Annotated in this window: 23 protein-coding genes; 10 read left to right on the top strand and 13 right to left on the bottom strand. The window is 71.4% G+C overall.

Going from position 1 to position 26,258, the window contains the following annotated elements:
* Positions 1–34: 34 nt before the first annotated feature.
* The 4 genes from ABR737_RS27695 to ABR737_RS27680 form a co-directional block, all read right to left on the bottom strand.
* Complete coding sequence (locus ABR737_RS27695; RefSeq protein WP_350253137.1) at positions 35–2,077, bottom strand: acetyl/propionyl/methylcrotonyl-CoA carboxylase subunit alpha; 2,043 nt, start codon at positions 2,075–2,077, stop codon at positions 35–37.
* Between the two features lie 7 nt (positions 2,078–2,084).
* Positions 2,085–3,683, bottom strand: coding sequence for an acyl-CoA carboxylase subunit beta (locus tag ABR737_RS27690; protein ID WP_350253135.1), 1,599 nt, complete (start codon positions 3,681–3,683; stop codon positions 2,085–2,087).
* The gene (locus tag ABR737_RS27685) at positions 3,680–5,356 is read right to left on the bottom strand and encodes an acyclic terpene utilization AtuA family protein (protein WP_350256941.1); all 1,677 of its coding nucleotides are present in this window, start codon (positions 5,354–5,356) and stop codon (positions 3,680–3,682) included. The genes ABR737_RS27690 and ABR737_RS27685 overlap by 4 nt, the downstream gene beginning before the upstream one ends.
* 191 nt (positions 5,357–5,547) lie before the next feature.
* Positions 5,548–6,375 (bottom strand): TIGR03084 family metal-binding protein, encoded by an 828-nt coding sequence (locus ABR737_RS27680; protein ID WP_350253134.1) that lies wholly within the window; start codon positions 6,373–6,375, stop codon positions 5,548–5,550.
* A 210-nt stretch (positions 6,376–6,585) separates the two neighbouring features.
* Here ABR737_RS27680 and ABR737_RS27675 point away from each other — a divergent pair, with 210 nt between their 5' ends.
* Complete coding sequence (locus ABR737_RS27675; protein ID WP_350253133.1) at positions 6,586–6,864, top strand: Tn3 family transposase; 279 nt, start codon at positions 6,586–6,588, stop codon at positions 6,862–6,864.
* On the opposite strand, the gene ABR737_RS27670 is transcribed toward ABR737_RS27675, so the two are convergent.
* Together ABR737_RS27670 and ABR737_RS27665 are read right to left on the bottom strand one after the other, a co-directional pair.
* Entirely contained in the window at positions 6,806–7,915 is a 1,110-nt protein-coding gene (locus tag ABR737_RS27670) for an NAD(P)/FAD-dependent oxidoreductase (RefSeq protein ID WP_350253132.1), read from the bottom strand. The genes ABR737_RS27675 and ABR737_RS27670 overlap by 59 nt on opposite strands.
* Before the next feature lie 190 nt (positions 7,916–8,105).
* Entirely contained in the window at positions 8,106–9,008 is a 903-nt protein-coding gene (locus ABR737_RS27665) for an EamA family transporter (protein WP_350256940.1), read from the bottom strand.
* A 180-nt stretch (positions 9,009–9,188) separates the two neighbouring features.
* Between ABR737_RS27665 and ABR737_RS27660 the strand changes: the two genes are divergently transcribed.
* Together ABR737_RS27660 and ABR737_RS27655 are read left to right on the top strand one after the other, a co-directional pair.
* A complete protein-coding gene (locus tag ABR737_RS27660; protein ID WP_350253130.1) occupies positions 9,189–10,115 on the top strand; it encodes a LysR family transcriptional regulator in 927 nt (308 codons plus the stop codon).
* Positions 10,116–10,347: 232 nt separating this feature from the next.
* Positions 10,348–10,965, top strand: coding sequence for a GOLPH3/VPS74 family protein (locus tag ABR737_RS27655; RefSeq protein ID WP_350253128.1), 618 nt, complete (start codon positions 10,348–10,350; stop codon positions 10,963–10,965).
* An 81-nt stretch (positions 10,966–11,046) separates the two neighbouring features.
* Here ABR737_RS27655 and ABR737_RS27650 read toward each other — a convergent pair whose 3' ends face one another.
* Both ABR737_RS27650 and ABR737_RS27645 read right to left on the bottom strand, forming a co-directional pair.
* A complete protein-coding gene (locus ABR737_RS27650) occupies positions 11,047–11,454 on the bottom strand; it encodes a hypothetical protein (RefSeq protein WP_350253127.1) in 408 nt (135 codons plus the stop codon).
* A 372-nt stretch (positions 11,455–11,826) separates the two neighbouring features.
* Positions 11,827–11,997 carry a hypothetical protein gene (locus ABR737_RS27645; RefSeq protein ID WP_350253125.1) on the bottom strand — a complete coding sequence of 57 codons (171 nt, stop codon included), beginning with the start codon at positions 11,995–11,997 and terminating at the stop codon, positions 11,827–11,829.
* Positions 11,998–12,464: 467 nt separating this feature from the next.
* Here ABR737_RS27645 and ABR737_RS27640 point away from each other — a divergent pair, with 467 nt between their 5' ends.
* The 3 genes from ABR737_RS27640 to ABR737_RS27630 are packed head-to-tail and all read left to right on the top strand — an operon-like array spanning position 12,465 to position 14,430.
* Positions 12,465–12,998, top strand: coding sequence for a DUF6879 family protein (locus ABR737_RS27640; RefSeq protein WP_350253123.1), 534 nt, complete (start codon positions 12,465–12,467; stop codon positions 12,996–12,998).
* A 25-nt stretch (positions 12,999–13,023) separates the two neighbouring features.
* Positions 13,024–13,554 (top strand): DUF6879 family protein, encoded by a 531-nt coding sequence (locus tag ABR737_RS27635; protein WP_350253122.1) that lies wholly within the window; start codon positions 13,024–13,026, stop codon positions 13,552–13,554.
* A 24-nt stretch (positions 13,555–13,578) separates the two neighbouring features.
* A complete protein-coding gene (locus tag ABR737_RS27630; RefSeq protein ID WP_350253120.1) occupies positions 13,579–14,430 on the top strand; it encodes a helix-turn-helix domain-containing protein in 852 nt (283 codons plus the stop codon).
* Positions 14,431–14,526: 96 nt separating this feature from the next.
* Here ABR737_RS27630 and ABR737_RS27625 read toward each other — a convergent pair whose 3' ends face one another.
* Entirely contained in the window at positions 14,527–14,721 is a 195-nt protein-coding gene (locus ABR737_RS27625) for a DUF397 domain-containing protein (protein WP_350253118.1), read from the bottom strand.
* Positions 14,718–15,602 carry a helix-turn-helix domain-containing protein gene (locus tag ABR737_RS27620; protein WP_350253117.1) on the bottom strand — a complete coding sequence of 295 codons (885 nt, stop codon included), beginning with the start codon at positions 15,600–15,602 and terminating at the stop codon, positions 14,718–14,720. Before ABR737_RS27620 ends, ABR737_RS27625 begins: the two co-directional genes overlap by 4 nt.
* A gap of 205 nt (positions 15,603–15,807) precedes the next feature.
* Here ABR737_RS27620 and ABR737_RS27615 point away from each other — a divergent pair, with 205 nt between their 5' ends.
* The gene (locus tag ABR737_RS27615; protein ID WP_350253115.1) at positions 15,808–16,308 is read left to right on the top strand and encodes an ATP-binding protein; all 501 of its coding nucleotides are present in this window, start codon (positions 15,808–15,810) and stop codon (positions 16,306–16,308) included.
* An 842-nt stretch (positions 16,309–17,150) separates the two neighbouring features.
* On the opposite strand, the gene ABR737_RS27610 is transcribed toward ABR737_RS27615, so the two are convergent.
* Positions 17,151–17,876 (bottom strand): TetR/AcrR family transcriptional regulator, encoded by a 726-nt coding sequence (locus ABR737_RS27610; RefSeq protein ID WP_350253113.1) that lies wholly within the window; start codon positions 17,874–17,876, stop codon positions 17,151–17,153.
* Positions 17,877–17,952: 76 nt separating this feature from the next.
* Between ABR737_RS27610 and ABR737_RS27605 the strand changes: the two genes are divergently transcribed.
* Both ABR737_RS27605 and ABR737_RS27600 read left to right on the top strand, forming a co-directional pair.
* The gene (locus tag ABR737_RS27605) at positions 17,953–19,503 is read left to right on the top strand and encodes an FAD-dependent monooxygenase (protein WP_350253111.1); all 1,551 of its coding nucleotides are present in this window, start codon (positions 17,953–17,955) and stop codon (positions 19,501–19,503) included.
* Positions 19,504–19,798: 295 nt separating this feature from the next.
* Complete coding sequence (locus ABR737_RS27600) at positions 19,799–20,272, top strand: hypothetical protein (protein ID WP_350253110.1); 474 nt, start codon at positions 19,799–19,801, stop codon at positions 20,270–20,272.
* A 136-nt stretch (positions 20,273–20,408) separates the two neighbouring features.
* Here ABR737_RS27600 and ABR737_RS27595 read toward each other — a convergent pair whose 3' ends face one another.
* Together ABR737_RS27595 and ABR737_RS27590 are read right to left on the bottom strand one after the other, a co-directional pair.
* On the bottom strand, positions 20,409–23,414 hold the full coding sequence (locus ABR737_RS27595) for an FAD-binding and (Fe-S)-binding domain-containing protein (RefSeq protein WP_350253109.1): 3,006 nt from the start codon (positions 23,412–23,414) through the stop codon (positions 20,409–20,411).
* Between the two features lie 125 nt (positions 23,415–23,539).
* Positions 23,540–25,078: an FAD-binding oxidoreductase gene (locus ABR737_RS27590; RefSeq protein WP_350253107.1), complete on the bottom strand. Its 1,539-nt coding sequence runs from the start codon at positions 25,076–25,078 to the stop codon at positions 23,540–23,542.
* Positions 25,079–25,144: 66 nt separating this feature from the next.
* On the opposite strand from ABR737_RS27590, the gene ABR737_RS27585 reads away from it, so the two are divergent.
* Positions 25,145–26,230, top strand: coding sequence for a helix-turn-helix transcriptional regulator (locus tag ABR737_RS27585; protein WP_350253106.1), 1,086 nt, complete (start codon positions 25,145–25,147; stop codon positions 26,228–26,230).
* Positions 26,231–26,258 lie beyond the last annotated feature (28 nt).

Here is a 26,258-nt window from a genome sequence, read left to right as displayed (position 1 = left end):
GGTCGGAAGGTGCGGTGCGATGCGGTGCGGTGGGTCAGCCCGCCTCGGCCGTCTCGGCCGCCTCGGCCGTCTCGGCCGCCTCGGCCGTCTCGGCCGTCTCCGTCGTCTCCGTCGTCTCGGCCACGACCGCCAGCAGGGCTCCGACCTCGACCTGTTGCCCGGTACGCACGGGCAGTGCGGTGAGGGTGCCGGCGGCCGGGGCGGTGATCTTGTGTTCCATCTTCATCGCCTCCAGCCAGAGGAGGGGCCGGCCCTCCTCGACCCGGTCGCCCTCGGTGAGGCCTTCCGCGATCCGTACGACCGTGCCGGGCATCGGTGCCAGCAGAGATCCCGGCTCCGTACGGGCCGTGGGGTCGGGGAAGCGGGACAAGGCGGTGAAGGCGTAGGAGGCGGGCGCGGTGGCGGACCCGCCGGGAGCGGGGGGCGCGTCGACGTGGACCCGGTCGCCGTAACGGACGACCGCGAACGGCCTTCTCAGGCCGTCGACTTCGAGCACCACCTCGTCCGGCCCCAGGGCGAGCAGCCGGACGCCGGGGAAGTCCTCGGCCGACAGCCCGTCGCGGCCGAGCCGGTAGCGGATCTCGTACGCGGTGCCGGTGCCGGATCCGGCGCCTGTGCCGGCGGTGGTGCCGGTGCCCGCGCAGGCGTAGGTCTTGACCTGCGGGCCGGAGGGGACGTTGCGGAAGCCCCCGAAGCGGGAGCGGCCGTGGGCGTCGGCGAGGGCCGCGGCGAGCGCGAAGATGTCCGCCCCGGTGTCGGCGGCCTTGGTCAGTGCGGGGAGGTTGCGGTCGTAGAAGCCGGTGTCCAGCGCCGCGGGGTCGGTGAACTCCGGGTGGCGCAGGGAGCGTACGAGCAGGTCGCGGTTGGTGACGGGGCCATGAATACGGGCCCGCTCCAGGGCGCCCGCGAGTTTCCGCACGGCCTCGTCCCGGCTGGGCGCCCAGGCGATGACCTTGGCGAGCATCGGGTCGTAGTGGACGCCGATGGTGTCGCCGTCGGTCACCCCGGAGTCCAGGCGGACGCCTTCCGGCAGCTCCAGGCGGTGCAGGGTGCCGGTCTGCGGCTGCCAGCCGGCCGCCGGGTCCTCCGCGTACAGCCGTGCCTCCACTGCGTGTCCGTGCGGGCGCGGCGGTTCGGCGTCCAGGGGGCGGCCCTCGGCTATGCGCAGTTGGAGGGCGACGAGGTCGAGGCCGTGGACCGCCTCGGTGACCGGGTGTTCGACCTGGAGGCGGGTGTTCATCTCCAGGAAGTACGCGCGTCCGTCCGCGGAGACCAGGAACTCCACGGTGCCCGCGCCCCGGTAGGCGATGGCGCGGGCGGCCTGTTCCGCCGCTTGATGGAGGGTGGTGCGCAGCTCGTCGGACAGCCCGGGGGCCGGGGCCTCCTCGATGACCTTCTGGTGGCGGCGCTGGAGGGAGCAGTCGCGGGTGCCGAGCGTCCAGACCGTCCCGTGCGCATCGGCGAGGATCTGCACCTCGACGTGGCGCCCGCCCACCACATACGGCTCGACGAACACCTCCCCGTCGCCGAACGCGGATGCCGCTTCGGCAGCGGCAGCCTTCAACTCCTCTTCCAGTGCCGCCAGTTCGGTGACCACGCGCATACCGCGGCCGCCACCGCCCGCCGCCGCCTTCACCAGCAGCGGCAGATCGGCCTCGGTGGCCTGTGCGGGCTCGACGGGGGCCAGCAGCGGCACCCCGGCCCCGGCCATCAGCTCCTTGGCCCGCGTCTTGGACGCCATGGCCTCGATGGCGGCGGGTGGCGGCCCGATCCAGACCAGGCCGGCTTCGGTCACCGCGGCGGCGAAGGCGGCGTTCTCGGAGAGGAAGCCATAGCCGGGGTGGACCGCGTCGGCGCCCGCGGACCGCGCGGCCCGCACCAGCAGATCGCCCCGCAGATAGGTGTCGGCCGGGGCGTCGCCCGGGAGCCGTACGGCGGTGTCCGCCTCGCGGACGTGCGGGGCGTCCGCGTCCGCGTCCGAGTGCACGGCGACGGTGGAGACGCCCAGCTCACGGCAGGTGCGGAAGACCCGCCGGACTATTTCGCCGCGGTTGGCGACAAGGAGGGAACGGATCACTTCTGCCTCACATCCGGAAGACGCCGAAGCCGCCCCGCGCGCCCTCGACCGGCGCGTTGTGGAGGGCGGACAGACACAGGCCGAGGACGGTCCGGGTGTCGCGCGGGTCGATGACACCGTCGTCGTAGAGCCGCCCCGACAGGAACATCGGCAGCGACTCCGACTCGATCTGCTGCTCGACCATGGCGCGCAGGCCGGCGTCCGCCTCGTCGTCGTAGGGCTGCCCCTTGGCCGCGGCCGAGGCGCGGGCGACGATCGAGAGCACGCCGGCCAGTTGCTGGGGTCCCATGACGGCGGACTTGGCGCTCGGCCAGGCGAACAGGAACCGGGGGTCGAAGGCGCGGCCGCACATGCCGTAGTGCCCGGCGCCGTACGAGGCGCCCATGAGGACGGACAGGTGCGGGACCTTCGAGTTCGACACCGCGTTGATCATCATCGCGCCGTGTTTGATGATGCCGCCCTGCTCGTACTCCTTGCCGACCATGTAGCCGGTGGTGTTGTGGAGGAAGAGGAGGGGGATGTCGCGCTGGTTGGCCAGCTGGATGAACTGGGCGGCTTTCTGGGACTCCGCGCTGAAGAGCACGCCCTGGGCGTTGGCGAGGATGCCGACCGGGTAGCCGTGCAGCTCGGCCCAGCCGGTCGCCAGGCTCGGCCCGTAGAGCGGCTTGAACTCGTCGAAGTCCGAGCCGTCCACGATCCGGGCGATGACCTCACGGGGGTCGAAGGGGGCCTTGAGGTCGCCGGGGACGATGCCCAGCAGCTCTTCCTCGTCGTACGCGGGTGGCGCCGCGGGTCCTGGATCGGGCTGCGGCTTGCGCCAGTTGAGGCGGGCGACCACCCGCCGGGCCTGGCGCAGCGCGTCCGGCTCGTCCACCGCGAAGTAGTCCGCGAGCCCGGAGGTGCGGGCGTGCATCTCGGCTCCGCCCAGCGACTCGTCGTCGCTCTCCTCGCCGGTCGCCATCTTGACCAGCGGTGGGCCGCCCAGGAACACCTTGGCGCGTTCCTTGACCATGATGACGTGGTCAGACATGCCGGGGACGTAGGCGCCGCCGGCGGTGGAGTTGCCGAAGACGACGGCGACGGTCGGGATGCCGGCCGCCGACAGCCGGGTGAGGTCACGGAAGAGCGCCCCGCCCGGGATGAAGATCTCCTTCTGGCTGGGCAGATCGGCACCGCCGGACTCGACCAGCGAGATCACCGGCAGCCGGTTGGCGGAGGCGATCTCGTTGGCCCGCAGCGCCTTCTTCAGCGACCAGGGGTTGCTGGCGCCGCCGCGCACCGTCGGGTCGTTGGCGGTGATCAGGCACTCCACGCCCTCGACGGTGCCGATGCCGGTGACCACCGAGGCGCCGACCTGGTAGTCGCTGCCCCAGGCCGCGAGCGGCGACAGCTCCAGGAACGGCGTATCGGGGTCGAGCAGCAGCTCGATCCGCTCCCGGGCGAGCAGCTTGCCGCGCTTTTGGTGCCGGGCGACGTACTTCTCGCCGCCGCCCGCGGTCGCCTTGGCATGTTCGGCCTCGACGTCCGCGAGCTTCGCGAGCATCGCCTCGCGGCGCTCCGCGTACTCGTCTCCCGCCGTGTCGAGCCCGGTTGCGAGCACGGTCAAAACAACACCTCCGGTATGTCCATGTGCCGCGCGCGCAGCCACTCCCCCACGGCCTTGGCCTGCGGATCGAACCGGGCCTGGGCCGCGACGCCCTCGCCGAGCAGCCCGTCGACGACGAAGTTGAGCGCTCGCAGATTCGGCAGTACGTGCCGGTCGACCGGCAGCTCGGCGGCCTCCGGCAGCAGCTGCCGGAACCGCTCGACGGTCAGTTCGTGCGCCAGCCACCGCCAGGCCTCGTCGGTGCGGGCCCACACGCCGACGTTCGCCGAGCCGCCCTTGTCACCGCTGCGGGCACCGGCGACCAGCCCGAGGGGCCCGCGCCGGGTAGCCCCGGCGGGCAGCGGCTCGGGGAGCCGGGCATCGGGCGGTCTCTCCACCTCCCGCGTTGCGGAGGCCGGTGGGACGGCGACCCGGGTGCCGTCCGCCAGTACGGCCACGTGCCCCACCCCGGCCGCATCCACCGCCACCGCCTCGAAAACCCCGTACGGGGTGCCCTTACCGGGCGGCGCGGTGACATGGAAGCCGGGGTAACTGGCCAGCGCCAGCTCGACCGCGGCGCCGCTGACCACCCGTCCCACCGCGTCCTGGTCGGCGTCCCGCACCGCCAGCCGCAGCAGGGCGCTCGCCTCCTCCTGGACCTCCGCGTCCTCGTGGTCGGTGCGGGCCAGCGTCCAGCGCACCTCGGCGGGCCGGTTGCCCGCCGCGTCGAAGGCCGCCTCCATCTGCCGGCGGACCAGCACGGCCTTGGCCGTCACGTCGAGCCCGGTCAGGACGAAGGTGACCTCGTTGCGCCAGCCGCCGAGGCGGGTCAGCCCGGTCTTGAGGGTCGGCGGCGGCGCCTCGCCGCGCACCCCGCTGATCCGGACCCGGTCCGCCCCGTCCTCCGTCAGCCGCACGGTGTCCAGCCGCGCCGTCACATCGGGCCCGGCGTAGCGGGCGCCGGAAGTCTCGTACAGCAGTTGGGCGGTGACCGTGCCGGTGGTGACCGCGCCGCCGGTCCCCGGGTGCTTGGTGATCACCGCGCTGCCGTCGGCGGCGATCTCGGCCAGCGGGAAGCCGGGCCGCAGCAGGTCATGGGCGCCGAAGAAGGAGTAGTTGCCGCCGGTGGCCTGGGCACCGCATTCGAGGACGTGCCCGGCGACCACCGCCCCGGCCAGCCGGTCCAGATCCCCGGGCCGCCAGCCGAAGTGCGCCTGGGCCGCGCCGCTGACCAGCGCGGCATCGGTGACCCGCCCGGTCACCACCACATCAGCACCGGCCCGCAGACACGCCGCGATCCCCCCGCCGCCCAGGTAGGCGTTGGCGGTCAGCACCCCTTCGCCCCATCCCCCGCGCGCCAGCAGATCATCACCCTCCACATGCGCCACACGGACGGACACCCCCACCTTGTCCGCCAACTCCCGTACGGCATCGGCGAGTCCGGCCGGATTCAGCCCGCCCGCGTTGGCGACGATCCGCACCCCGCGCTCGACGGCCAGCCCGAGCCCGTCCTCCAACTGCCGCAGGAAGGTCTTGGCGTAGCCGCGCGTGGGGTCCTTCAGACGGTCCCGGCCGAGGATCAGCATGGTCAGCTCGGCGAGATAGTCGCCGGTCAGGACATCCAGGGGGCCGCCGGTCAGCATCTCGCGCAGCGCATCGAAGCGGTCGCCGTAGAAACCGGAGGCGTTGCCGATGCGGAGGGTGGCGGGGTCGGCGCCGAGGGGGCAGGGGGGCGGGGTATGTGCGGTGGGGTGCGGGGTGTTTGCGGTGGGGGGTTCGGTGCTTGCGGTGAGGTGTGGGGTGTTTGCGGTGGGGGGTTCGGTGCTTGCGGTGAGGTGTGGGGTGTTTGCGGTGGGGTGCGGGCCGCGTGCGGGGCTGCCGTCGCTCACGAGGTGGCGCCCTTCCCGGATGTCCCCTGATGGTCCTCCCCGGACGGCTCCCGGCCCTTGCCCGGCGGGCCCGCGAAGGCCTGGGCGATCTCCAGCCATCGTTCCGCGTCCGCTCCTTCGGCCCGCAGGGACGGCAGATCGGCACGGTGCGCCCGCTGGGTCACCAGCAGACAGAACTCCAGCGCGTCCCCGGTCACCCGCTGCCCGGCGTCCGCAGGCCCGTACTCCCACACCGTGCCGTCCGACCCCCGCAGCTCGACCCGGAACTCCTCGTCGGGCGGGGTGAGTTGATGCGTCGCATAGGCGAAGTTACGGGTCCGCACCCCGATCCGGGCGATATGCCGCAGCCGGGCGGTGGGCCGCCGGGTGACACCCAGCGCATCGACCACGTCCTGGCCGTGCGCCCAGGTCTCCATCAGCCGGGCGGTGGCCATCGAGGCGACGCTCATCGGCGGGCCGTACCAGGGCAGCTTCTCGCCCGTCGGACGGGCGGCCAGCGCCCGCAGCAGCTCTTCGCGGCCGCCGCGCCAGCCGGCAAGCAACTCCGCGGGCGGCACCTTCGCCCCTGCCTCGGCAGCCTCGTCGACGAAGGTCAGCGGCGAGGCGAGCGCGTCCCGCGCGGCCCGTGCGAACCCCTCCGGGTCGGTGGCCGACAGCAGGGCCTGCCGGTCGGTCCAGGCGAGATGGGCGATCTGATGGGCGACGGTCCACCCCTCGGCGGGCGTCGGGGCCGCCCAGCGCTCCGCCGGCAGCCCGGCGACCAGCGCGTCCAACTCCTCGCTCTCCGCCCTGAGATCGGCCAGTACGGCGCCGGGATCGGACACGCGACACTCCCCTCATCGACGCGACTGCCGTAACAGCAGGGCGTGTTGGCATGCGACGACGGCCGCGGCACAGGGCAGCGGCCCGTCGGTGTGGTGCGGGTGCGGTGCGCTCCGAGCGTGGCAGCGCCGACAGAAACAATCAAGCACGCCTGCATGATTTTCTGTTACATCAACGCCTTCGAGGCCCCGATCTCCTCTCTCTGACCCACGGTGCGAGGTCTGCTGCTCGCGCTCTTCGGGCTCGGCACGAACCTGGGCATCCGCGCGATCGTGGCGACCGGCGAGCACGGAGAGAGCGAGGCGGCGCTGCGGCGCGTGCGCCGGCACTTCATCACCGTCGACAACCTGCGGGTCGCCGTCACCAAGCTGGTGCATGCCGCCTTCGCCGCCCGGGGCGGACGCCGACCGGGCGGGGGCGTTGCCCGAACTGTCACCCAGGGAACCGCTCCGGGCGGAAGTCCGCAAGCAACTCGTCGCTCTTCCCGCTGAGGATCTCCGAAGCAAGCAGCCGGCCGATTACCGGCCCGAGCGTGATGCCGCTGTGGGAAACGGCCTCGTAATAGCCCGGTACAGACGGCACCGCTCCCACCGAGGGGAATGCGTCGGCCGGGAGGGGCCGGTCCGCTACCCGTGTCTGTGCGATGCGGGAGTTGCCGAGCTCGGGAACGACGTGCCGCGCCGATTCGTGGAGCATCCGCGCGAGTTGCGCCGGCTCTTCACCTGAGTCGATGAGCGCGTCGATCTCGCGGCTGTGGAGGACCACCGAAGCGTCTCCGTCAGGCCGGATCTCGATGTGAGGAGCGTGCATGGCCCGGCGAACCGGGACCTGAGCACAGCCGATCCGGGTGACGACGCCGGGTTCCCGGCGCATCGGCAAGTGCCGTCCGATGAGCCCGGCGACGTGGGAGGCGCTGGGTCCTGCCGCGTTCACGACGGTGTTGACGTCGAGACGGCTCCCATCGGACAGCGCAACTGTCCGGATGCTCCCGTCGGCACCGGTGCCGATGTCACAGACGGTGGCACCGGACCGCAGCTCGGCACCGGACGCAACGGCCTGGCCGACCAGGCGGCTGACGAGATGACGTCCGTGCACCCAGGCTTCGTCGGGGTAGAACACGACGGGAACCTCGCCGGGCATCGTGAGAGCAGGTTCGAGGCGGCGGCGCACCTCGGCCCCCGTGTACACCTCGGCCCGGTAGTTCCAGCCGGCCAGCAGTTCGGCTGTTTTCAGGAGCTTCGCCTGCGCCGCGGGATCGTCTGCCCAGCGCAGGTGGCCGTTGGGATACCACCAGGAGTCCGGCCCGATGGTCCTGACAAGCTCACGGTGCGCTGCCATGCCCGCGACGTTCAGGGCGAAGTAGGACGTGCGCTCGGTCTTGTTGCTGGCGTTGACCCACGAGAAAGACCAGTTGGTGACGCCTTCGCCTGGCTGGCCCGCGTCGATGAAGACCACCTTGGCGCCGTGCCGGGACAGGTTCCAGCCCACGCAGGCTCCGAGGATTCCCACTCCGATGACAGCAACACGTTCAGGCGGCTTCACGGACTCGTTCCTCACGAACGCCCCTTTCCCAGATCACGGGTGAACTCCCGTGTCTAGCACCCAAGCATGGGGAACGGGTAGCGCTACGAACGGGACAGGCAGTCAAGGATGAGCAGCCCGCGCTCGTCCGCGGCGACCTCGTACGTGTCCTCGTACGTGTCCTCGTACGTGTCCTCGCAGGCGGGCGCGCTCAGTGCGAGCCCGCCCCCGCGCTCCGCACCGCCCCCACACTCGCGACCACGACCAGCCCGATCGCCAGTACCTCGGCCCAGCCCAGCGCCTGGTGCAGTACGAGGAACCCGGCGGTGGCCGCGGCGGCCGGCTCCAGGCTCATCATCACGGCGAAGCCGGAGGCCGGGAGCTTGCGCAGGGCGAGCAGTTCCAGGGTGTAGGGCATGACGGAGGACATCAGGGCGACGGCGGCGCCCAGCCCCACCGTGACCGGGTTCAGCAGGGCGGCGCCCGCGCTGACGATGCCGAACGGCAGGCTGAGCAGCGCCGCAACGGTCATCGCCAGCGCCAGCCCGTCCGCCTGCGGGAAGCGCTGTCCCGTACGGGCGGACAGCAGGATGTAGGCGGCCCACAGGCCGCCGGCCGCCAGCGCGCACGCCGCGCCGGTGAGGTTGAGTCCGTCGAAACCCTCGCGTCCCAGCAGCACCACACCGCCGAGCGCCAGCGCCGCCCACACCAGGCTCAGCAGCCTGCGGGAGGTCGCCACCGACAGGACCAGCGGCCCAAGGAACTCCAGGGTGACCGCGGCCCCCAGGGGGATGCGGTCGATCGCCTGGTAGAAGAGCGAGTTCATCCCGACCAGTGCGACGCCGAAGGCGAGCACCGTGGCCCAGTCCCCCCGCGAGTGGCCGCGCACCTTGGGACGGCAGACGACCAGCAGCACCAGCGAGGCGACGACCAGCCGCAGGGTGACCACGCCCAGCGCACCGGCCCGCGGGAAGAGCAGCACCGCCACCGACGAGCCGAACTGCAGCGAGACGATCCCGCCGATGACCAGCGCCACCGACACGAGCCGCCCGCGCGCACCCGACGCCCCGGCGGCCCCGGCCTGCGCCTGGGCCTGGGCCTCCGCCGTCAGCACCTCGGGCGAGGGCGGCACGGGGTGCGGAATCCCCCCGTCGTCACCGGCGGACACGGTGTGGACGGGAGAGGCGGGGGTACGGCCATCGGGGCTCTCGGGCGATGCATTCACGCCACCACGCTACGGGGCCTTCTTCCGGTCCGTGAAATGCCTTTTCCCCTGTTGTTATGCTCCGCACGCATGAGCATCGAGCTGCGTCATTTCCGCTGCTTTCTCGCCATCGCCGACACCCTGAGCATCACCCGTGCCGCCGAGCGCCTGCACCTGACCCAGCCGGCCGTCTCCCGCACCCTGCGCCAGCTGGAACAGGAACTGGGCCTCCACCTCGTCGACCGCTCCACCCACCACCTCGCGCTCACCCCCGACGGCGTCTCCTTCCGCGACCAGGCCGCGATCGCGGTGACCGCCTTCGACCGGGCCCTCGGCCACGCACCCCACACCGCCTGGCCGCTGCGCCTGGGCCACGCCTGGTCGGCCGCCGGTACGGACACCACCGCACTGCTGCGCCGCTGGCACGAGGAGCACCCGGGAACCCCGCTCGAACTCCTCCGCATCGACGACCGCACGGCCGGTCTCGCCCGCGGCGATGTGGACGCGGCCCTGCTGCGCGGCGAGGTCCGCGCCCCCGGCCTGATCACCGACCAGCTCACCACCGAGCCCAGGGTCGCCGGCCTCCCCGCCGACGACCCGCTGGCCCACCGCACCGCCCTCTCTCTCACCGAGCTGACGGACCGCACCATCGCCCTCAACACCGTCTCCGGCACCACCACCCTCGACCTGTGGCCCGCAGCGGCCCGCCCCGCCTCCACGATCACCATCGGCAACACCGACGACTGGCTGGCCGCCATCACCGGCGGCCGCGCCGTGGGCGTCACCACCTCCGCCACCGCCGAAATGCACCCCCACCCGTCCATGGCCTACGTCCCCCTGACCGACGCCCCGCCCGTCCCGGTGGTCATCGCCTGGCGCGACGGCCCGGGGCACCCGCGGATCCCGGACCTGGTCAGGCTGGCCCACGAGGTCATGGGGAGGATGGCGGGCGGAGACGCGCGGCGCGCAGGCACCGGCACGGGCACGGGCACCGGCACCGGCACCGGCACCGACTGAGGAGCCGCCGCCCCTCCCCGCGGCCCGAATCCCGATCCCCGTGGGATGCAGCTACCGCCTTCGCTCCATAAGCTCGTAGGAAGAGGAACGCTCACCGGCGGGCTGAGGGACCCACCCGGCGCCGCACCGGATGCCGGGGCCCGTCGTCGAGCGACGCGCCACTCCTGATGCCGAAGCGAGTTCCTGCACCTGCTCGTGCGCATGCTCCTGATGCCCTGACGTGGAGCCCTTCATGACCACACCGCGAGACCTCATGTTCGTCGCCATGGACATGGAATCCAGTCGCACTCTGGAGCGCGGCAATCTGTCGCTCGCGCTCGCGGGCGCCGAGCTGATCGACCTCCTGGAGGCGCAAGCCATCAGCCTGGACGTCGACCGCATCGTGCCGGGCTACCGGCCGGCCGTGGCCGACCGCCTCATGGACGAGGCCGCGTCATCACTCGACCAACAACCGCCGTACGAGTCCGTCGAAGACTGGCTGTGGCGCAGAGGCCGCGGCCTGTCCACGGCCTACCTGACCGCCTTTGAGGCCGAAGGCCAGCTCACTCGGCAGCCCCGCAGCCGTTGGATCCCCTTCCGCTCCGGCGGCCGGATGACACTGGCCGACACGCCCGCACGCCGCGGCGCGGCAAGCCGCTGGACCGCGGGCGAGCCCGTCCTCGCCGGCCTCGCGGCGACCCTCAAAATCCGCGGAGAGTGGACGGAGGAACCCGGGAACGTGGACGACGCCGCGGTGGAGACCGTGCTCGCCACCGTCGCCGACGCCGTGAACGAGCTGGAATTCGAACGCCAACGACGAGCCATCGACGAAGAGGCCTTCAGCAACATCTGGCGCGGCCCGGGCGGCTGACGACGACCGCACGAACGCCGTGCCCGGTCAGCCGCACCGGCGCACGAACGGCCTGCCGAACTGCCCCCTTCCCACTACCACCTACCGCCCCGGGCATCCATAATCCGGCCGTACCCTATGCGGACTGCACGCGATCAGATTGACCGAGAGAAATCGGCCGCCGGACACCCACCACCCACCGACCCGGTCCTCACCGGCCGCCAGCGCCCGCACGGTCTCCTCGTGCGACAACCCCTCCGGGTACGAGCCGACGAAAAGGACGGCGTACCGAGCGAGTTGATCCGCATACCAGTCGGCCCCCTCCTTCGGCTCGTCGAACGTCGCCTCGATCCGGGAGGCCGGCTTCAGCAGCCAGTCCGCGCACTCCAGCGGCATCACCTGGGCGGAACGGAATTCCGGGTGGCCGGGGCGCCGGTGCGCGTCGCCCGGCTTCACGAGCACATCGCCGCTGCCGAGCCAGACATAGGCGTGGTGATGAGGTCCGGGCATCTCTCTCCCTGCTGCGAACGCCTTACCTGCACTGACTGGTCCGAACTTGCACTGACTGGTCCGAACGGGCAGCCCTCGCCCGGTTCACGGGACGAGGGCCACCCGATCCCACTAGCTACTGGCGGCCGCAGCCTTGCCCGTCGCCACAACCCCCGTTGGGGTTGCCGCCCTGGTTGTCGTCCTCATCGCCGCCGTACTTGACCGGATCGAGGCGGTATCGCATGGTGCTCTCCTCAGGTGCCAAGTCGCCGCGCGGTCGGTCCGCACGCCGTCGTGCACTTGCGAGGGCCCCTCGTGGGCCCACCCGCTCCGGCCGTGTCCTGCCAGGGAATGGCGGCCGGGGCGGGAGTTTTCACAGCTGCCCGCTCCCGTTTACGGCTCCGCCCGGTGCGACATCCGGTGCCGGACGATCAGGACGTTGAAGTCGGTCACCCTGCTGAGATCCCGCGCCGCTTCGGCCTGCCTCCAGCCGCGTTCAAGCTCCCGGCACTCGCTGCACTTCTGCGTCGCCGCGGGCGTGGTCGGAGATCCAGGGGTGCGCATGCAGATGCCTCCATCGGGCGTCGTTGAGACCAAGCGCGGCTCACACATCCGGCCAAGGGGTAAGGCTGCGCCGGATGACGACGCTAGAGATTTCGCGTACACCTCGCCATCAATGTGCACAGATGTGCATACAGCCACTCCTACAGGTGAGTTGGCTACTTTTCGGTCTTGACCAGACGCGCGCAGCTCGCAATCGTGATGCACATCAGCGCACAGCTGGGAGCGGAGGACGGTAATGGCCTTACAGTTCATCGGCATTGACCCCAATACGGGGACTAACGGCTCGCCCACAGCTTGGGTCGACCTAGCGAACGCCGACATCGTGCTTCAGAGCTACATCGCTGACGACGAGACACGAGCCCAGTGCGTGGAGCATTCCGCGCCGGGGCACGTCAAGGGAGTTCCTGCGCACGAGACGGTGATCCGTATCCCCGTACGCCTCGTGCCCACACTGAGGGAGGCCTGCGATGCCGCAGAACGAGCCAAGCTTTAAAGACCTCATGGAAGACACGCAGCACTCCGCCATGCATCTTGAGATGCGGGATGTCTACGGAGTGGGCGACGAGGCCGACGACTTCAACCACTGGAAAGCCACCGGTATGCGCGATGCCGATCCCGGCTCTGCCTACTGGGCACCCTGGGTCGATCTGGTCTCGCGAGCCACCGCGCGCGGCGTCACCGTACGCCGAGCCCGCATCGTGTCCGAGCCCGTCACCGACTACATCCGCTACGAGCACGCCGGGGCGAGCGTCAACGTGCACGCCGGCGAGCTGGTCCGTTGGCTGCCCCGCCGCCGCGCAGTCGACCTGATGCTGCCCGGCTGCGACCTGTGGATCTTCGATGGGGAGTCGGTTCTGTTCAACCACTTCAGCGGCGATGGAGTTTGGGCTGAGCCGCCGATGGAACTCCGCACCGAGCCCGGAATCGTCAAGCAGTGCAGTGACGCCTTCGAGACAGTGTGGGACCGAGCCATTCCTCACGACGAATACGCGATTCACTAACTTCCAGAGCACTGCACAACCGTCGTTGGAGGACGTGAAGGTGCCAAGCTTTAGCGAACTCATGGAGTCCGCGCAGCACTCCGCCGTATTCCTGCAGATGCGGGATTTCTACAATGTGAGCGGAGAGACGGAAGGCTTCGCCACTTGGCAGCGCACAGGCCAGCGAGAGATGGACCCCGGATCGGAATACTGGAAGTCCTGGGTCGACGTGGTCTCCCAGGCCGTTGCGCGCGGCGTCACGATCCGGAGAGCGCGCATCGTATCCGAACCCGTATCCGACTCCATTCGGTACATGCACGCCGGGGCCACCGTCAACATCAATGCCGGCGAGCAGGTTCGGTGGCTGCCTCGCCGCCGCGCCTCCGACATCGCCCTGCCGGGCAACGACTTCTGGCTCTTCGACGACCACCTGATCCGCTGGAACCACTTCGCTGGGGATGGTGACGTGACGGTCCACGAGGAGTCCAACGACGCAGCAGCTGCCAAGCTCTGCGCCGATGCCTTCGAAACGGTGTGGGCAAGAGCCATACCGCACGACCAATACGAGATCGGCTAAAGGAAGCACCGGACGAGCCAGCTCATGCCCACATCCCCCTCCTCCTCAGCCCAAGCCGCGCGCCAAACGGTCTCGCGGAAGCTACGCGACCTCCGGAAGGAGTCAGGGCTAACGGTCACCGAGCTGGCTGACCGGTGTGGCTGGCACCACTCCAAGACCTCCCGTATTGAAAACGCCAAGACGCCCCCCTCGCCGACGGACATTCGGCTGTGGTGTCGCGCCTGTGACGCCGTCGACCAGGCTCCGGACCTGATAGCGGCGTCCATACATGCCGAGTCCCTGTACACAGAGTGGCGACACCGGGTGCGCACCGGACTGCGGCAGCTGCAGGACAGCTACGTACAGCTGTTCCGGTCAACAGCCCTGTTCCGTGTCTACTCTCCGACATTGGTACCCGGACTGCTACAGACAGAGGGGTACGCGCGGGCCGTACTCAGCACCAACGCCCGTCTTCTCGAAGTTCCCGATGATGCCGACGAAGCAGCGGCAGCACGCTTGGAACGCTCGCAGATCATCCACGAGCCGGGGCATCGTTTCGTGCTGCTGGTCGAAGAGGCGGTCCTCTACTACCAACTTGGGGTTCCTGACGCGATGGCCGCGCAGTTGGGCTACCTGCTCACTGCCGGCGCACTGCCGTCTGTGTCACTCGGCGTCATACCCATGGCGACGAGTGAACGAGTTCTGTGGCCACAAGAGTTGTTCAGCGTTTATGACGACACCCTTGTATCGGTCGAGCTGATGTCCGCACAGGTGAACATCACCCAGCCCTCCGAAATCGCCCTCTACCTGAAGGCCTTCGAGCAGCTACGCTGCATGGCCGTGTATGGCGCGGAGGCACGGGAGCTCATTTTGAAGGCGCTTGAGGCCTTGCGCTGAGGCCTCAAACGACGGCAAGTGGCGGGCCAAGAGCTTGGTCCGGAGCAATTGCATCATTTGCGTGTGCTCGTGCCCGCCAGGGGCTCGGCGAAAGCCTCAGAGGACCGTCGAGTCGCCCGTCTTGAGCGTTTCCATGAACGAGGCCCAAGCGCTGGCACCCACTATGAGGCACGGGCCAGCGGGGTTTTTGCTGTCGCGTATGGCCATGAGCTGCGGGACGTTGCGGGCCACTTCCACGCACTCACCCTGCGAACCGCTGTAGCTGGACTTATAAAACCTGAATGTGGTCACCGGTTCTCCTTCAGCAAGCTGGTGAGCCGTACACGGGTGTCTTCAGGAGACAGCGCGATTCTTCGTACGCTATCGAACAGCCCTCGATGCCTGTGCGCGTCCTCTTCGCGCTCCAGCCACAGCCGAGATCCAGCAGTCTCCAGGTAGACAACGTCCAGAGAAGCCGGTTCTTCGAAGCCAACAATCACGAAGGGACCGCTCATCGCTGCATGCGCGGCCGCCTCGAACGGCCACACCTGAAGCTTGACGTTGGGCATGGCGGACACCTCAAGAAGACGCTCCAGCTGACCCCGCATGACCGCCGCTCCCCCGACCTGCTGGCGCAGGACGGCTTCGGAGAGCACCGCCCACAGTTCCAGCGGCCTGTCGTTGGTAAGCCGGGCTTGTCTACTGATCCGCGCAGCAACGAACTGGTCGACTTCGTCGGGGTCTTCCCATGCGTCGTCCGCCACGGCCACCGCACGGGCGTACTCCGGCGTTTGCAGCAGGCCTGGAACCAGTTGGTTCTGGAACGTCCGGATCCTGGATGCCCCGGCCTCAAGCTGGATGTACTCCAGCAGGTCGCCCAGGTCCGTGTACTCCTCCCACCAGCCTTTTGCCCGACGGCGTTCACGGTCCGTCTTGGCTAGCGCGATCAGGCGTTCTCTCTCGAGACCGACCCGATCCAGTCCGTACAGGTCGCACAAAGCGTGTAGGTCGGGATCGCGCACGGGCGAGAATCCGCGCTCCATCTTGGCAATCTTCGTTTGTGTAGCCGTGAGATGCCGTGCGGCCTGAGGTTGAGTCAACCCCTTCGCGTCACGGAGCTTCAGCAGTTCCCCGCCGAGCTTCCTGCCAAGGACGGTGGATTTTCGTCCCTCGCCCACTCGTTGACTCGTCACCCCTGGCCTCCTGTAGACGGTGGGCCCAGTCTCCAGTTGCCCCACTCCGCCCTGCAACCTCGATCTTGAGGCTGTCCCTCGTGGGAATTAATTCCCGAGAACTTCTTGCAGCGGGGCCGCCCCGACTGTCACGGTAAGTGCCAGCCCGTCACGCTGCGCTGTTCCATGCTGCGGGCTCTCTAGTCGCGCTCCCCAGGGGATAGCTATGTCCACACGCGCCCGACCAGCAGCAACACGGCTCACACCCGTCCCGGCGGCTGCCGCGGCCCACCTGTTACCCGGAAATGACCGAAGTGCCGCCCGCGCCCGGGCAGCGCTACGCCGCCAGCTTCGGAGCTGGCGTATCAGTGGCGAACTGGCCGACTCCGCTGAGCTGTTGCTGTCCGAGCTGGTCACCAATGCCGTACGGGCACAGGCACAGGCGCCCGCCGCCTCGGAGGTCGGCGTCCGGTTCGCCTGGACGGGCGGCCGCCTCCGGCTGGAGGTGCGGGACGCGAGCGACGAACTGCCCGTGATGAACGAGGCCAAGGAGGACGAGGAATGTGGGCGTGGATTAGTGCTGGTGGACGCCTTGGCAAGTGGCTGGGGCGTCGACCGGGACGACACCGGAAAGACCGTGTGGGTCGAGTTGGCCGAGTCGGCTGCCTTGGCCGCCGAGTTGGCGGCAGGCGATACCTCGGCACCGTGCCCGGCACCGGCACCGTAACCGGAACCGGCACGGCTCAGCCTCTGACGGCCCGGCGGCTGCCCGTGGCTTACCGGGCGGAGGCCACAGCCCGGTATCCGGATGGCTCCTCGATCGACCTCGGCGGCTGGACGTCGTACTCGCCGGGGCGGGCCCTCGGCTGGGTACGAGCGAGGGCGGAGCACGTGGCGCAGCAGTTAGGCGCCCCGTACGACGGTGTGGTGCATGCGTGGCTGGAGGATGCGGTCGGATACCGGTGGGCACGAGAGAGTCTGGCTGCCGGAATCCCTGTCGTGCTCAGGGCAGTTGATGCGGAGGGGTGTACGTACGCGCTTGTGGCGCGCCCGGACCCCCGGGCCCGTACCGCAGCCTCCTTCCGGCCCATGTGCGTCCAGGAGGCAGCGTGACGCGGGGGCCGGCATCGGCTCTCCTCACGCCCGGCTTCTGGTGTGAGCGGTTTGTGTACACGTCCGTCCACGCGGATCGCCTGGCCTCCTGGACGGCCCTCGTCACACGCAGCCCCGTACGTGCGGTCCGGCTGATGGGCGGGGATGCGCGGGAAGTGACTGCCGGTCTCCACGGGGACGAACGGCAGCGGGTTTCAGGCGAGTTGGGCAGGCCCGGGCAGGTAGGAGTCATGGCCGCACTCCAGCGGGGCGAGCCGTGCAGGCTTGCGCTCAACTGCGGCGGGGCGTGGGTGGAATGGTCGGCCAGTGCGGTCCTCTTTCTGTCCCTCGTCGACGGGGCGCCGCCGGGAACGCCTTGTCCGTGTCGAGACGGTCGGGCGGTGAGGTTCGGGACGCCCCTGACGCCGGCGGATGGCTTCCCGTAGTCGAGGCGGTGCCACCCACCCCCTGGCTGGGTCAGGGTCGCGTCTCAGGGCCGTTGGCCCGGGTGGCGATGCCGTCGAGGAGGGAGTCGAGGCCGAAGTCGAAGAGTTCCTGGGAGGTGTGGTCCCGGGCCTCCAGGACGCGGCGGGCGAACTGGGGGTGATGGCCGGCGGCGATGATCTCCTGGACGTAGGTGCCGACGCTGCTTCGCCACTGTTCCTCGGTCTGGCCGGTGCGGCGTTGCGCCTCCTGTTCGGCGAGTTCGCGGGAGACCGCACCGAAGACGTACTGCATGACGACGTCGACGGCGTTCGAGGCCAGTGAGATGTCGTCGGTCAGGGCGGAGGCGGCGCCCAGGGCGGTGTCGAGCTGGCGCAGCATATTGGGGCCGAGTGCCGGGCGGGTGGACATCACCCCACTCAGCCAGGGGTGCCGCAGCAGGACGGCGCGGTGCCGGCAAGCGGCTGCCCGCAGGTCGGCGCGCCAGTCACCGGAGAGCGGCGGCGGCACGTCCTCGCCCTGGGCCGCGTCGATCATCAGCTCCAGCAACTCGTCCCGGCTCGTCACATAGCGGTAGAGCGAGGTGGTACCGGAGCCGAGCGCGGTGGCGACCCGCCGCATGGACAGCGCTTCCAAGCCCTCGGCGTCCGCGAGTGCCAGTGAGACCTCGACGATCCGCCCGATCGTCATCGCCGGCCGCCTGGGGGCCCGCGGCTCCCGGCTCCAGACCAGCTCAGGGCCGTTTCTCTCGTCTGCCATGGTGTTCATCCTAACCTTGTGGCTACAGTGTGCCCATTGACGGGGACACTGTTCCCACTCGGGGAAGGGATGACGGATGGCGGAATTACGGGCGGATGACGCGACGGTGGCCGCGCGGGCCGAAGTGCTCATCAGCGGCGGCGGTTCGGTCGGGCTGAGTGCGGCTGTGTTCCTGGCGCATCACGGTGTCCGGGTGCATCTGGTCGAGCGGGAGGACGGCCTCCGGATCCACCCGCGTGCCACCGGGCTGGGCGGGCGGACCGTGGAGCTGTTGCGCGAGGTCCAACTGGCCGATGCGGTGAACGCGGTGGCCGTCGACGCCTCGGCCGGCAGCCTGGGCAAGATCAGCGCGGAGACCCTGGCGGCGGCTGATCTGCCGTCCAGGCCACCCGGCCAGGCCCGGAACCTGGCCACCGCGGACATGCCCTGGACCCCCGGGACGCTGCGTGGCACCTGCCCGCAGAACCGCCTCGACGCCGTTCTGCTCCCGGCCGCCCGGGACCGGGGCGCGGTCGTCGAATTCGGTGTCGCACTGGAATCCTTCACCCAGGACGGCACGGGGGTCAGCGCACGACTCTCCGACGGCCGGACGGTCACCGCCGACTACCTCATCGCCGCGGACGGCGCCCGCAGCGCGGTCCGCCAGGCGCTCGGCATCGCCACCTCCGGCCCCGGCGACCTGGGCGAGCCGCACGCCAACATCCTCTTCCGCGCCGACCTCGAACCGCTGCTGGGCGGACGGTCATTCGCCCTCTGCGACATCACCCACCCCGAGGCCACCGGCATGCTCGTCACCATCGACGGGGCTCAGGAGTGGGTCTTCCACACCTCCCGCTCCCAGGAGCCCACCCCGGAGCTGATCCGGACCGCCCTGGGTGTTCCCGGTCTCGACGTCGAGATCGTCAGCACTCTGCACTGGCGGATGCGCGGCCTGCTCGCCGACCGCTTCCGCGACGGCCGGGTGTTCCTGATCGGCGACGCCGCGCATGTGGTGCCCCCGCTGGGCGCCTTCGGGCTGAACACCGGGGTCGCCGACGCCCACAACCTGGCGTGGAAACTGGCCCTGGTGCTCCGCGGCACGGCCGGCACCGCGCTGCTCGACAGCTATGACGCCGAACGCCGTCCGGTGGCCCGGCTCGCCCTGGACCAGGCGGTGCTGCGGCTGTCCGACCCCGGGCTGCATTGGGGGCACGGGCCGGCGGCGGCCCGTGCGCGGACGGCCGCCGGAGTGGTCAACGCGCCTGTCGTGCACGCCGGTTACCGCTACGCCTCGGCCGCGGTCATCGACCCCGAGCCGGAGCTGCCCTCCACCGAGGACATCGCCCTCGTCCTGGACGGCTCCCCCGGCTCGCGGCTGCCGCATCACTGGATCGGCGAAGGACTCTCGACCCTCGATCTGATCCGCTCCCGGTTCACCCTGCTGACCGGCCCCGGGGACTCGGCGTGGGACGAGGCCGCCGGGCGGCTTGGACTCCCCGTGCACAGCGTCGCCGTGCCGGAGATCCCGGAAGGTGGTGCCCTCCTGGTGCGTCCCGACGGCTTCATCGGATGGCGGGCCGGGGAGAGCGTGCCCGAACGGCTCGGGCCCGTCCTGGGACGGTTGTTGGGCGAGGGGCAGGATGCCTGAAGGGGCCTCGTCCGGGCCTGCATTACGGCCTGTATTACCGCCTGCATCCGGCCTCCACCCTGGCCTCCGCCCAGGCCTCCGTCCGGAGACATCGGGGATGCCACTACGGGGCGGTCCCGGGAAGTCCCTGAGGCCTGCCGGGGCCGTGTCTCGTCCGTGGGAACGAGGGAGCGGTGGCGGGCGGAGAGCACCATGGAACCGACCGTCCGCGCGGCACGAGCCGGCATCGCAAGGCCCGTTGCGGCCGGTGCACCCGGCCGCAAGCAGCCCTGCACCCGGATCAGAGAGGATCAGTATGACCACCCCGATGCCGCGCGCCGTCGAGCCGGCCGGCGGAGACTCGCGCCCTCCGCACCTCCGCCCTCCGCATCTCCGCCCTCCGCACCTGCGGCGGGCGCTGCGCAGCACGAAGCTGCTCGTCGGCGGTTACGCCTTACTCAGCGGGCTCACGCTGCTCGCCATCATCCTGCTGCGCCACCACCCCGACCTGGTCACCGACGCCGTGTGGGTGCGGGCTTCCATCGTCGTTGCGACCTCCCTGCTCATGGTCTCGTTCGCGGTGCGGACGGGCCGTGGGCACAGCCGGTCCTACCTGCGGCTGCGGGTGGCGTCCGGCGTCATGCTGGTGGCCATCGCGGTCATCGTTGCGCTGCCCGGCGCCTTCCCGGTGTGGCTGAAGGCCGAACAGGGCGTGTGCGGCGTGCTCTTGCTCGGTGTCGTCCTGATCGTGAACGGCAGGCGGATGCGGTCGGCGTTCGCCGCCGGGTAGCGCGAGACCACGACGCTCCTCGGGTTCGGGGTTCGGGGTTCGGGGTTCGGCCCGCGGCGCCAGGCGGGCGGAGCGGTTCAACAGGGGAGAACCGCTCCGCTCCGTCCCGCTCCTTGCGGGCCCCGCCCCCGTCACCTCAGCTGCCCTCGTCCCCCAAAGGCTCCCCCGAAGGCTCCTCCAACGCCTCGTCCAGCGCCTCCGCCAGCACCTCTGCCAGATGCCGGGCCGGACGGTCGCCCAGCTGATCGAGCTGGGTGCGGCAGGAGAACCCGTCGGCAAGGACCTCCGTCCCCTCGGGGGCTTCCCTCACGGCGGGCAGGAGTTGGTCCTCGGCGCAGGCCACCGACACGTCGTAGTGGCCGCGTTCGAAGCCGAAGTTGCCGGCCAGACCGCAGCAGCCGCCGGTCAGTGAGCCGGTGAGGCCTGCGCGTTCGCGGAGGCGGCGGTCGGCGGCGTCGCCCAGGACCGCGTGCTGGTGGCAGTGGGTCTGGCCGGCTACGGGGCGGTCGATGCGCGGGGGCTGCCAGTCGGGGGCCAGCTCCTCCAGGGCCTGCGCGAAGGTCCGTACGGAGCGGGCCAGGCGGGCCGCCCGGGGGTCGTCCGGGAGCAGTTCGGGCAGGTCCGTGCGGAGGGCGGCGGCGCAGCTGGGTTCGAGAACGACCAGGGGGCGGCCGTCACGGAGGAGGGGGCTCAGGATCTCGACCGTGCGGCGCATCTCGGCGCGGGCCTGGTCGAGCTGGCCGGTGGAGACATAGGTCAGACCGCAGCACAGGGGGCGGTGGCGGCGCGGCAGTGGAAGGGCTCCGGCCGGACGCAGAGGCGCGGTCGGAGGCAGGAGGGGACGCAGTCCGGCGGCCTCCAGGACGCGTACGGCGGAGCGGCCGACGTCCGGGGAGAGGTGGTTGGTGAAGGTGTCGGGCCAGAGGATGACCGTGCGGCCGGGAGGTGCGTCGCGCCGCCGGGCCGCGGGGGCGGCCCCGGAAGCTGCCCGGTTGCCCGCCTCGGAGACCCCGGCCCCCACCGCCCCGCGCCGACGCCACCACCAGCGGGTGAAGGTCTCCGTGGCCAGGTGGGGGATCGGCCGCTCGGGTGCGATCCCGCCCAGGCGTTTGGCGACGGCGGCCAGCGGTGTACGGGCGAGGGCGTTGAGGGCGGGGGCGGCGGGGGCCGCGGCGCGCAGCCACTGGGGGAGGCGGCCCATGGAGTAGTGGGCGGCGGGGCGCAGCCGGCCTTCGTAGTGGTGGTGCAGGAACTCCGCCTTGTAGGTGGCCATGTCGACCCCTACGGGGCAGTCGCTGCGGCAGCCCTTGCAGGACAGGCACAGGTCGAGGGCGTCGCGTACCTCCGGCGACTGCCAGCCGTCCGTGATCACCTCGCCCGCCAGCATCTCGTGCAGCAGCCGGGCCCGGCCGCGGGTGGAGTGCTGCTCCTCCCCGGTGGCCCGGAAGGACGGGCACATCACGTCCGTCGAGCCCGGACCGGTGGCGGCGTTACGGCACTTGGCGACGCCGACGCAGCGCCGTACGGCCGCGGAGAAGTCCCCGTTGTCGTGCGGGTAGCCGAACTCGACCGGGACCGGGCGCTTGGGCAGCAGCTCGAAGCGAAGGTTCTCGTCGAGCCGGGCGGGACGGACCAGCATGCCGGGGTTGAGCCCGGCGGCCGGGTCCCAGAGCGACTTGAAGCGTTCGAAGACGCCGACGAGTTCCCGGCCGTACATCTTCGGGAGCAGTTCGGCGCGGGCCTGGCCGTCGCCGTGTTCGCCGGAGAGCGAGCCGCCGTGCGCCACCACCAGTTCGCCCAGGTCGTAGGAGAACTCCCGGAAGCGGCGGATGCCCGGGGCGGTCAGCAGGTCGAAGTCGATACGGATGTGGATGCAGCCGTCGCCGAAGTGGCCGTAGGGGGTGCCGCGCAGGCCGTGCTGGGCCAACAGGCCGCGGAAGTCGCGCAGATACGGGCCGAGCCGGGCAGGCGGGACGGCGCAGTCCTCCCAGCCGGGCCATGCCTCGGAGCCATCGGCCAGCCGGGTCGCGGTGCCCGAGGCGTCCTCGCGGATGCGCCACAGGGCGCGCTGGCCGGCCGGGTCGGTGACGAGGGTGTGGTCGGTGGCGCCGTCCGCGGCCGCCGCCCGGCACAGCGCCTCGGCCCGTGCCGCCGCCTCGCCGGGGCTCGCGCCGCCCATCTCGACGAACAGCCAGGCGCCGCCCTTGGGCAGCCCGGCCGCGCTGCCCACGAGGTCGGCGGCCATCCCCTCGACGGTCATCGGCTTGTGCGGGAGGAGGGTGTGCGCGGCCTCGGCGGCGGCGCTCTCGTCGGGGTAGCCGAGGACGGCCAGGGCCCGCGCTGCCGGGGTCTCCACGAGCCGCACGGTCGCTTCGGTCAGCACGCCGAGGGTGCCTTCGCTGCCGGTGAGGGCGCGGGCGAGGTCGGTGCCCGCCTCCGGCAGCAGCGCGTCCAGGGCGTAGCCGGAGATCCGGCGCGGGAGGTCGGGGTAGCCGGTGCGCAGGAGTGCCAACTCCGCGTCGACCAGGGCCTTGACGCCGTCCCGCAGCCGCGGGGGCAGTCCGGTCGGGGCGCCGGTGGGGCCCGTGCCGCGGCCGGCCCGCACCCGCTCGCCGCCGTAGGTCAACAGCTCCAGTTCGCGGACGCTGTCGGCGGTGGTGCCCCAGGCCACCGAGTGCGAGCCGCAGGAGTTGTTGCCGATCATGCCGCCGAGGGTGCAGCGGCTGTGGGTGGAGGGGTCGGGGCCGAAGGTCAGTCCGTGCGCGCCGGCCGCCGCCCGCAGGTCGTCGAGGATCACGCCGGGCTGGACGACGGCGGTGCGGGCGGCGGGGTCCAGGGACACGATGCGCCGCATGTGCCGGGTGAAGTCCAGCACCACCCCGACGCCGGTTGCCTGCCCGGCGATACTGGTCCCGCCGCCGCGCGGCACCACCGGCACCCCGTGCTCCCGGCACACCCGCAGCGCCGCCGCGACATCCTCGGCGTCCCTTGGCGCGACCACCCCCCTGGGCACCCGCCGGTAATTGGACGCGTCCATCGTCATCAGCGCCCGGTCGGCCGCGGCGAACGAGACCTCCCCCCGCACCGCGGCCGCCAACTCCTTCTCCAGGTTCCGCTTCTCCGTCTCCGTACGATCAGCCATGTCTCCAGCCTGCCCACTGGGGCGGGTTCATGGGCGGTGGGCGGGCCCGATCGCGGGGGCGAGTCGCGGCGGTCCGTCGGAGAGTCGGAGAGGGGGCGGCCGTCAGCCGGAGAGGGGAACGGCCCTCAGCCGGGGAAGGCGGCGGCGACCGGCGCCCGGCCGGCCATGGCGGCACCGGCCATGGCGGCACCGACCGGGTGGAAACGGAAGACGTTCTCCGGGTCATGGCCGGCCTTGATCCCGGCCAGCCGCCGGTGCTCGTCGGCGTCGTGCACACTGCGCGCCACCTCTTCGGCGTCCTGCCGCTCCCCGTGCCCGCCGAAGAGGAAGTTCACGCTCCGGCCGAGCCGCCAGGGCTCAACGACCGCCAGTGCTTCGGCGTGCAGCGCCCGTACGGTGGCGAGAGCGGCATCGGGCCCTCCGCTGCCGGCCCCATCGCTGCCGGCCCCATCGCTGCTGGCCCCGCCGCTGCCGGGCCCGTCACCCGCGGCGACCGGCAACCCGGACACCAGCCGCAGCGCATACCGGGCATCCCGGTGGCCGACGGCGCCGGCCGAGGCGCCCGTGGCCATGGCACCCCCGAGATGGTTGAGCTGGACCACGCACATGACCGGGGCGGCCGGCCCGGTCAGCGCCGCCACCCGCAGCAGAGCGGCCGCGTCCAGCCCGCTGAGCAGCGCGTTGTCGCCGTCGTAGGCATGCGGATCGCTCGGGTCGCGGTGAATGATGTGCGACTCGGCGTACGGCATCTCGCGCAGGTCGTCGCTCACCCGCGGCCCCAGCGCCCGCAGCGGCGCCACCAGCCGCTCGCCCTCCGCGGTGCTCCCCGTGTAGGCGATCCGGATGTGCGCGAGGTAGCGGCCGCGCAGCGATTCGGGCAGCTGCGGGAGGTCCGGGTACGCGATCAGCGCGAGCGATGAGGTCAGCTCGTCCGGGACGCTCTCGGTCCAGTCCAGATACGCCGACAGCGCCGCGTCGATCTGTTCGCCGCCGAACACCAACTGCCCGCCGTAGAGCCGCGCCACCGGCATCAGCCCGAACTCCATCGCGGTCACCACCCCCAGGCCGTGGCCGCCGCCGAGCAGCGCCCGGAACAGCCCGGGGTCGCTGTCCGCGGTGACGTGCCGCAGCCGGGCGTCCGCGGTGACGAGGTCGACGGACCGCACGTGATCGGCGGCGAAGCCATACGTACGGGCCAGCACCCCGACGCCGCCCCCGAGGGTGTACGAGACGACGCCGACGCCCGGGGAGGAGCCGTTGAGCGGCGCCAGCCCGTACGGGGCCGCCGCCTCGACGACCTGTCCCCAGACGGCGCCCGCCTCGACCCGCGCGGTGCCGGCCGCCGCGTCCACCCGCACCCCGGCCATCCGCCGGGTACTGATCAGCAGCCCGCCGTCGGTGGCCGCGGACAGCCCGTGCCCGGTGGCCTGGACGGCAACCGGCAGGCCCTGAGCGCGGGCGAAGCGCACCGCGGCGACGACGTCCCCGGCGCACTCCGCGCCGACGATCAGGGCGGGTCTGTGGCAGCGGGCCAGCTGGAACCCGGACCGTTCGGCGTCGTAGCCGTCGTCGCCGGGGACGAGGACGGGGCCCCGGACCTGCGCCACGAGGGCGGCGAGGCCGAGGGTGGGGGCGGACAGCCGGTCGAAGTCGTTGATCTCCATGACCGGCACTCTGGCGCGATAACCTGACAGCTGACGTCATATATGAATGCGGCTATAAATGCGGCCGTGAAGTCGTCCCGTCTGCTCTCGATCCTTCTGCTCCTCCAGACCCGCGGCCGGGTGCCGGCCGCGGAGCTCGCCGAGCGGCTGGAGGTCTCCACCCGGACCGTCTACCGCGATATCGAGTCGCTGTCGGCGGCCGGGGTGCCGGTCTATGCCGAACGCGGCCGGCACGGCGGGATCGCGCTGCTCCCCGGCTTCCGTACGGACGTCACGGGGATGACCACCGACGAGGCCCGCGCCCTGTTCATCCTGGCCGCGCAGGGCGCACACACCGCCCTCGGCCTGGACGAAGCGCTCGGCTCGGCGCTGCGCAAGGTGATGGCGGCGCTGCCCGCCCCGCACCGGCCGGCCGCGGAGCTGGCCGGCAGCCGCATCCTGGTCGACCCCGACAAGTGGATGAGCGGCCCGCGCCCCGCCGTCGACCTGGACGAACTCCACACCGCCGTCTTCACCGACCGGCGACTGCGCATCTGCTACCGCCACAGCGGCGAAACCCGGCTGCGCACGTACACCGTCGACCCCTACGGTCTGGTCGCCAAGGCGGGCACCTGGTACCTCGTCGCGGACCGGCGCGGCCGGCCACAGCTCTTCCGCGCCGACCGGGTGGCCTCGGCAACCCTCACCGACGCCCCCGTACGGCGCCGCGCGGGAGTCGGACTCGCCGAGGTCTGGCAGCACCTGCGGCGCCAGGTCGAGGACCGGCCCGCGGAGGTCAGGGTGACCGCCCGGATCCGCCGCGACCGCCTCGACCTGGCCGTACGCATCCTGGGCCCGGCACTGACCGGACCACCCCGTACGGGTGACGAGGGCTCCGGGGAGGGCGAGGGTTCCAGGGACGGCGAGGACGCCCGGAACGACGCGCACACGGACACCGGCACCGGCACCGGCGAGAAGACGGACACCGGGACCGACTGGGCCGTCATCGAGCTGGCCTACCCGGTCATCGGCGCCGTCCGTCAACTGCTCCAGTTCGGCGACTCCCTCGAAGTGCTCGACCCGCCCGAGGCCCGCCGGGTCATGGCCGAGGCAGCGACCGCCCTCACCGCCGTCTACGCGGACGACGGCCCCGACCGCCCCACCACCGGTTGACCGGTTGACGCCCAGCCACTGGGTAACG

It is taken from the genome of Streptomyces sp. Edi2 (genome assembly GCF_040253635.1).
In the GTDB taxonomy this organism is placed as follows: domain Bacteria; phylum Actinomycetota; class Actinomycetes; order Streptomycetales; family Streptomycetaceae; genus Streptomyces.
The sequence above is the reverse complement of the archived record's forward strand: the minus strand, read 5'-3'. Positions and strand labels throughout refer to the sequence as shown.

What these genes read in the sequence shown, in the direction of transcription:
- ABR737_RS27610 (WP_350253113.1), bottom strand. Translation starts at nt 17,876, where the DNA reads ATGGCAGACGAGAGAAACGGCCCTGAGCTGGTCTGGAGCCGGGAGCCG.
- ABR737_RS27650 (WP_350253127.1), bottom strand. Translation starts at nt 11,454, where the DNA reads ATGCCCGGACCTCATCACCACGCCTATGTCTGGCTCGGCAGCGGCGAT.
- ABR737_RS27655 (WP_350253128.1), top strand. Translation starts at nt 10,348, where the DNA reads ATGACCACACCGCGAGACCTCATGTTCGTCGCCATGGACATGGAATCC.
- ABR737_RS27595 (WP_350253109.1), bottom strand. Translation starts at nt 23,414, where the DNA reads ATGGCTGATCGTACGGAGACGGAGAAGCGGAACCTGGAGAAGGAGTTG.
- ABR737_RS27640 (WP_350253123.1), top strand. Translation starts at nt 12,465, where the DNA reads ATGCCGCAGAACGAGCCAAGCTTTAAAGACCTCATGGAAGACACGCAG.
- ABR737_RS27645 (WP_350253125.1), bottom strand. Translation starts at nt 11,997, where the DNA reads ATGCGCACCCCTGGATCTCCGACCACGCCCGCGGCGACGCAGAAGTGC.
- ABR737_RS27630 (WP_350253120.1), top strand. Translation starts at nt 13,579, where the DNA reads ATGCCCACATCCCCCTCCTCCTCAGCCCAAGCCGCGCGCCAAACGGTC.
- ABR737_RS27590 (WP_350253107.1), bottom strand. Translation starts at nt 25,078, where the DNA reads ATGGAGATCAACGACTTCGACCGGCTGTCCGCCCCCACCCTCGGCCTC.
- ABR737_RS27605 (WP_350253111.1), top strand. Translation starts at nt 17,953, where the DNA reads ATGGCGGAATTACGGGCGGATGACGCGACGGTGGCCGCGCGGGCCGAA.
- ABR737_RS27615 (WP_350253115.1), top strand. Translation starts at nt 15,808, where the DNA reads ATGTCCACACGCGCCCGACCAGCAGCAACACGGCTCACACCCGTCCCG.
- ABR737_RS27600 (WP_350253110.1), top strand. Translation starts at nt 19,799, where the DNA reads ATGACCACCCCGATGCCGCGCGCCGTCGAGCCGGCCGGCGGAGACTCG.
- ABR737_RS27660 (WP_350253130.1), top strand. Translation starts at nt 9,189, where the DNA reads ATGAGCATCGAGCTGCGTCATTTCCGCTGCTTTCTCGCCATCGCCGAC.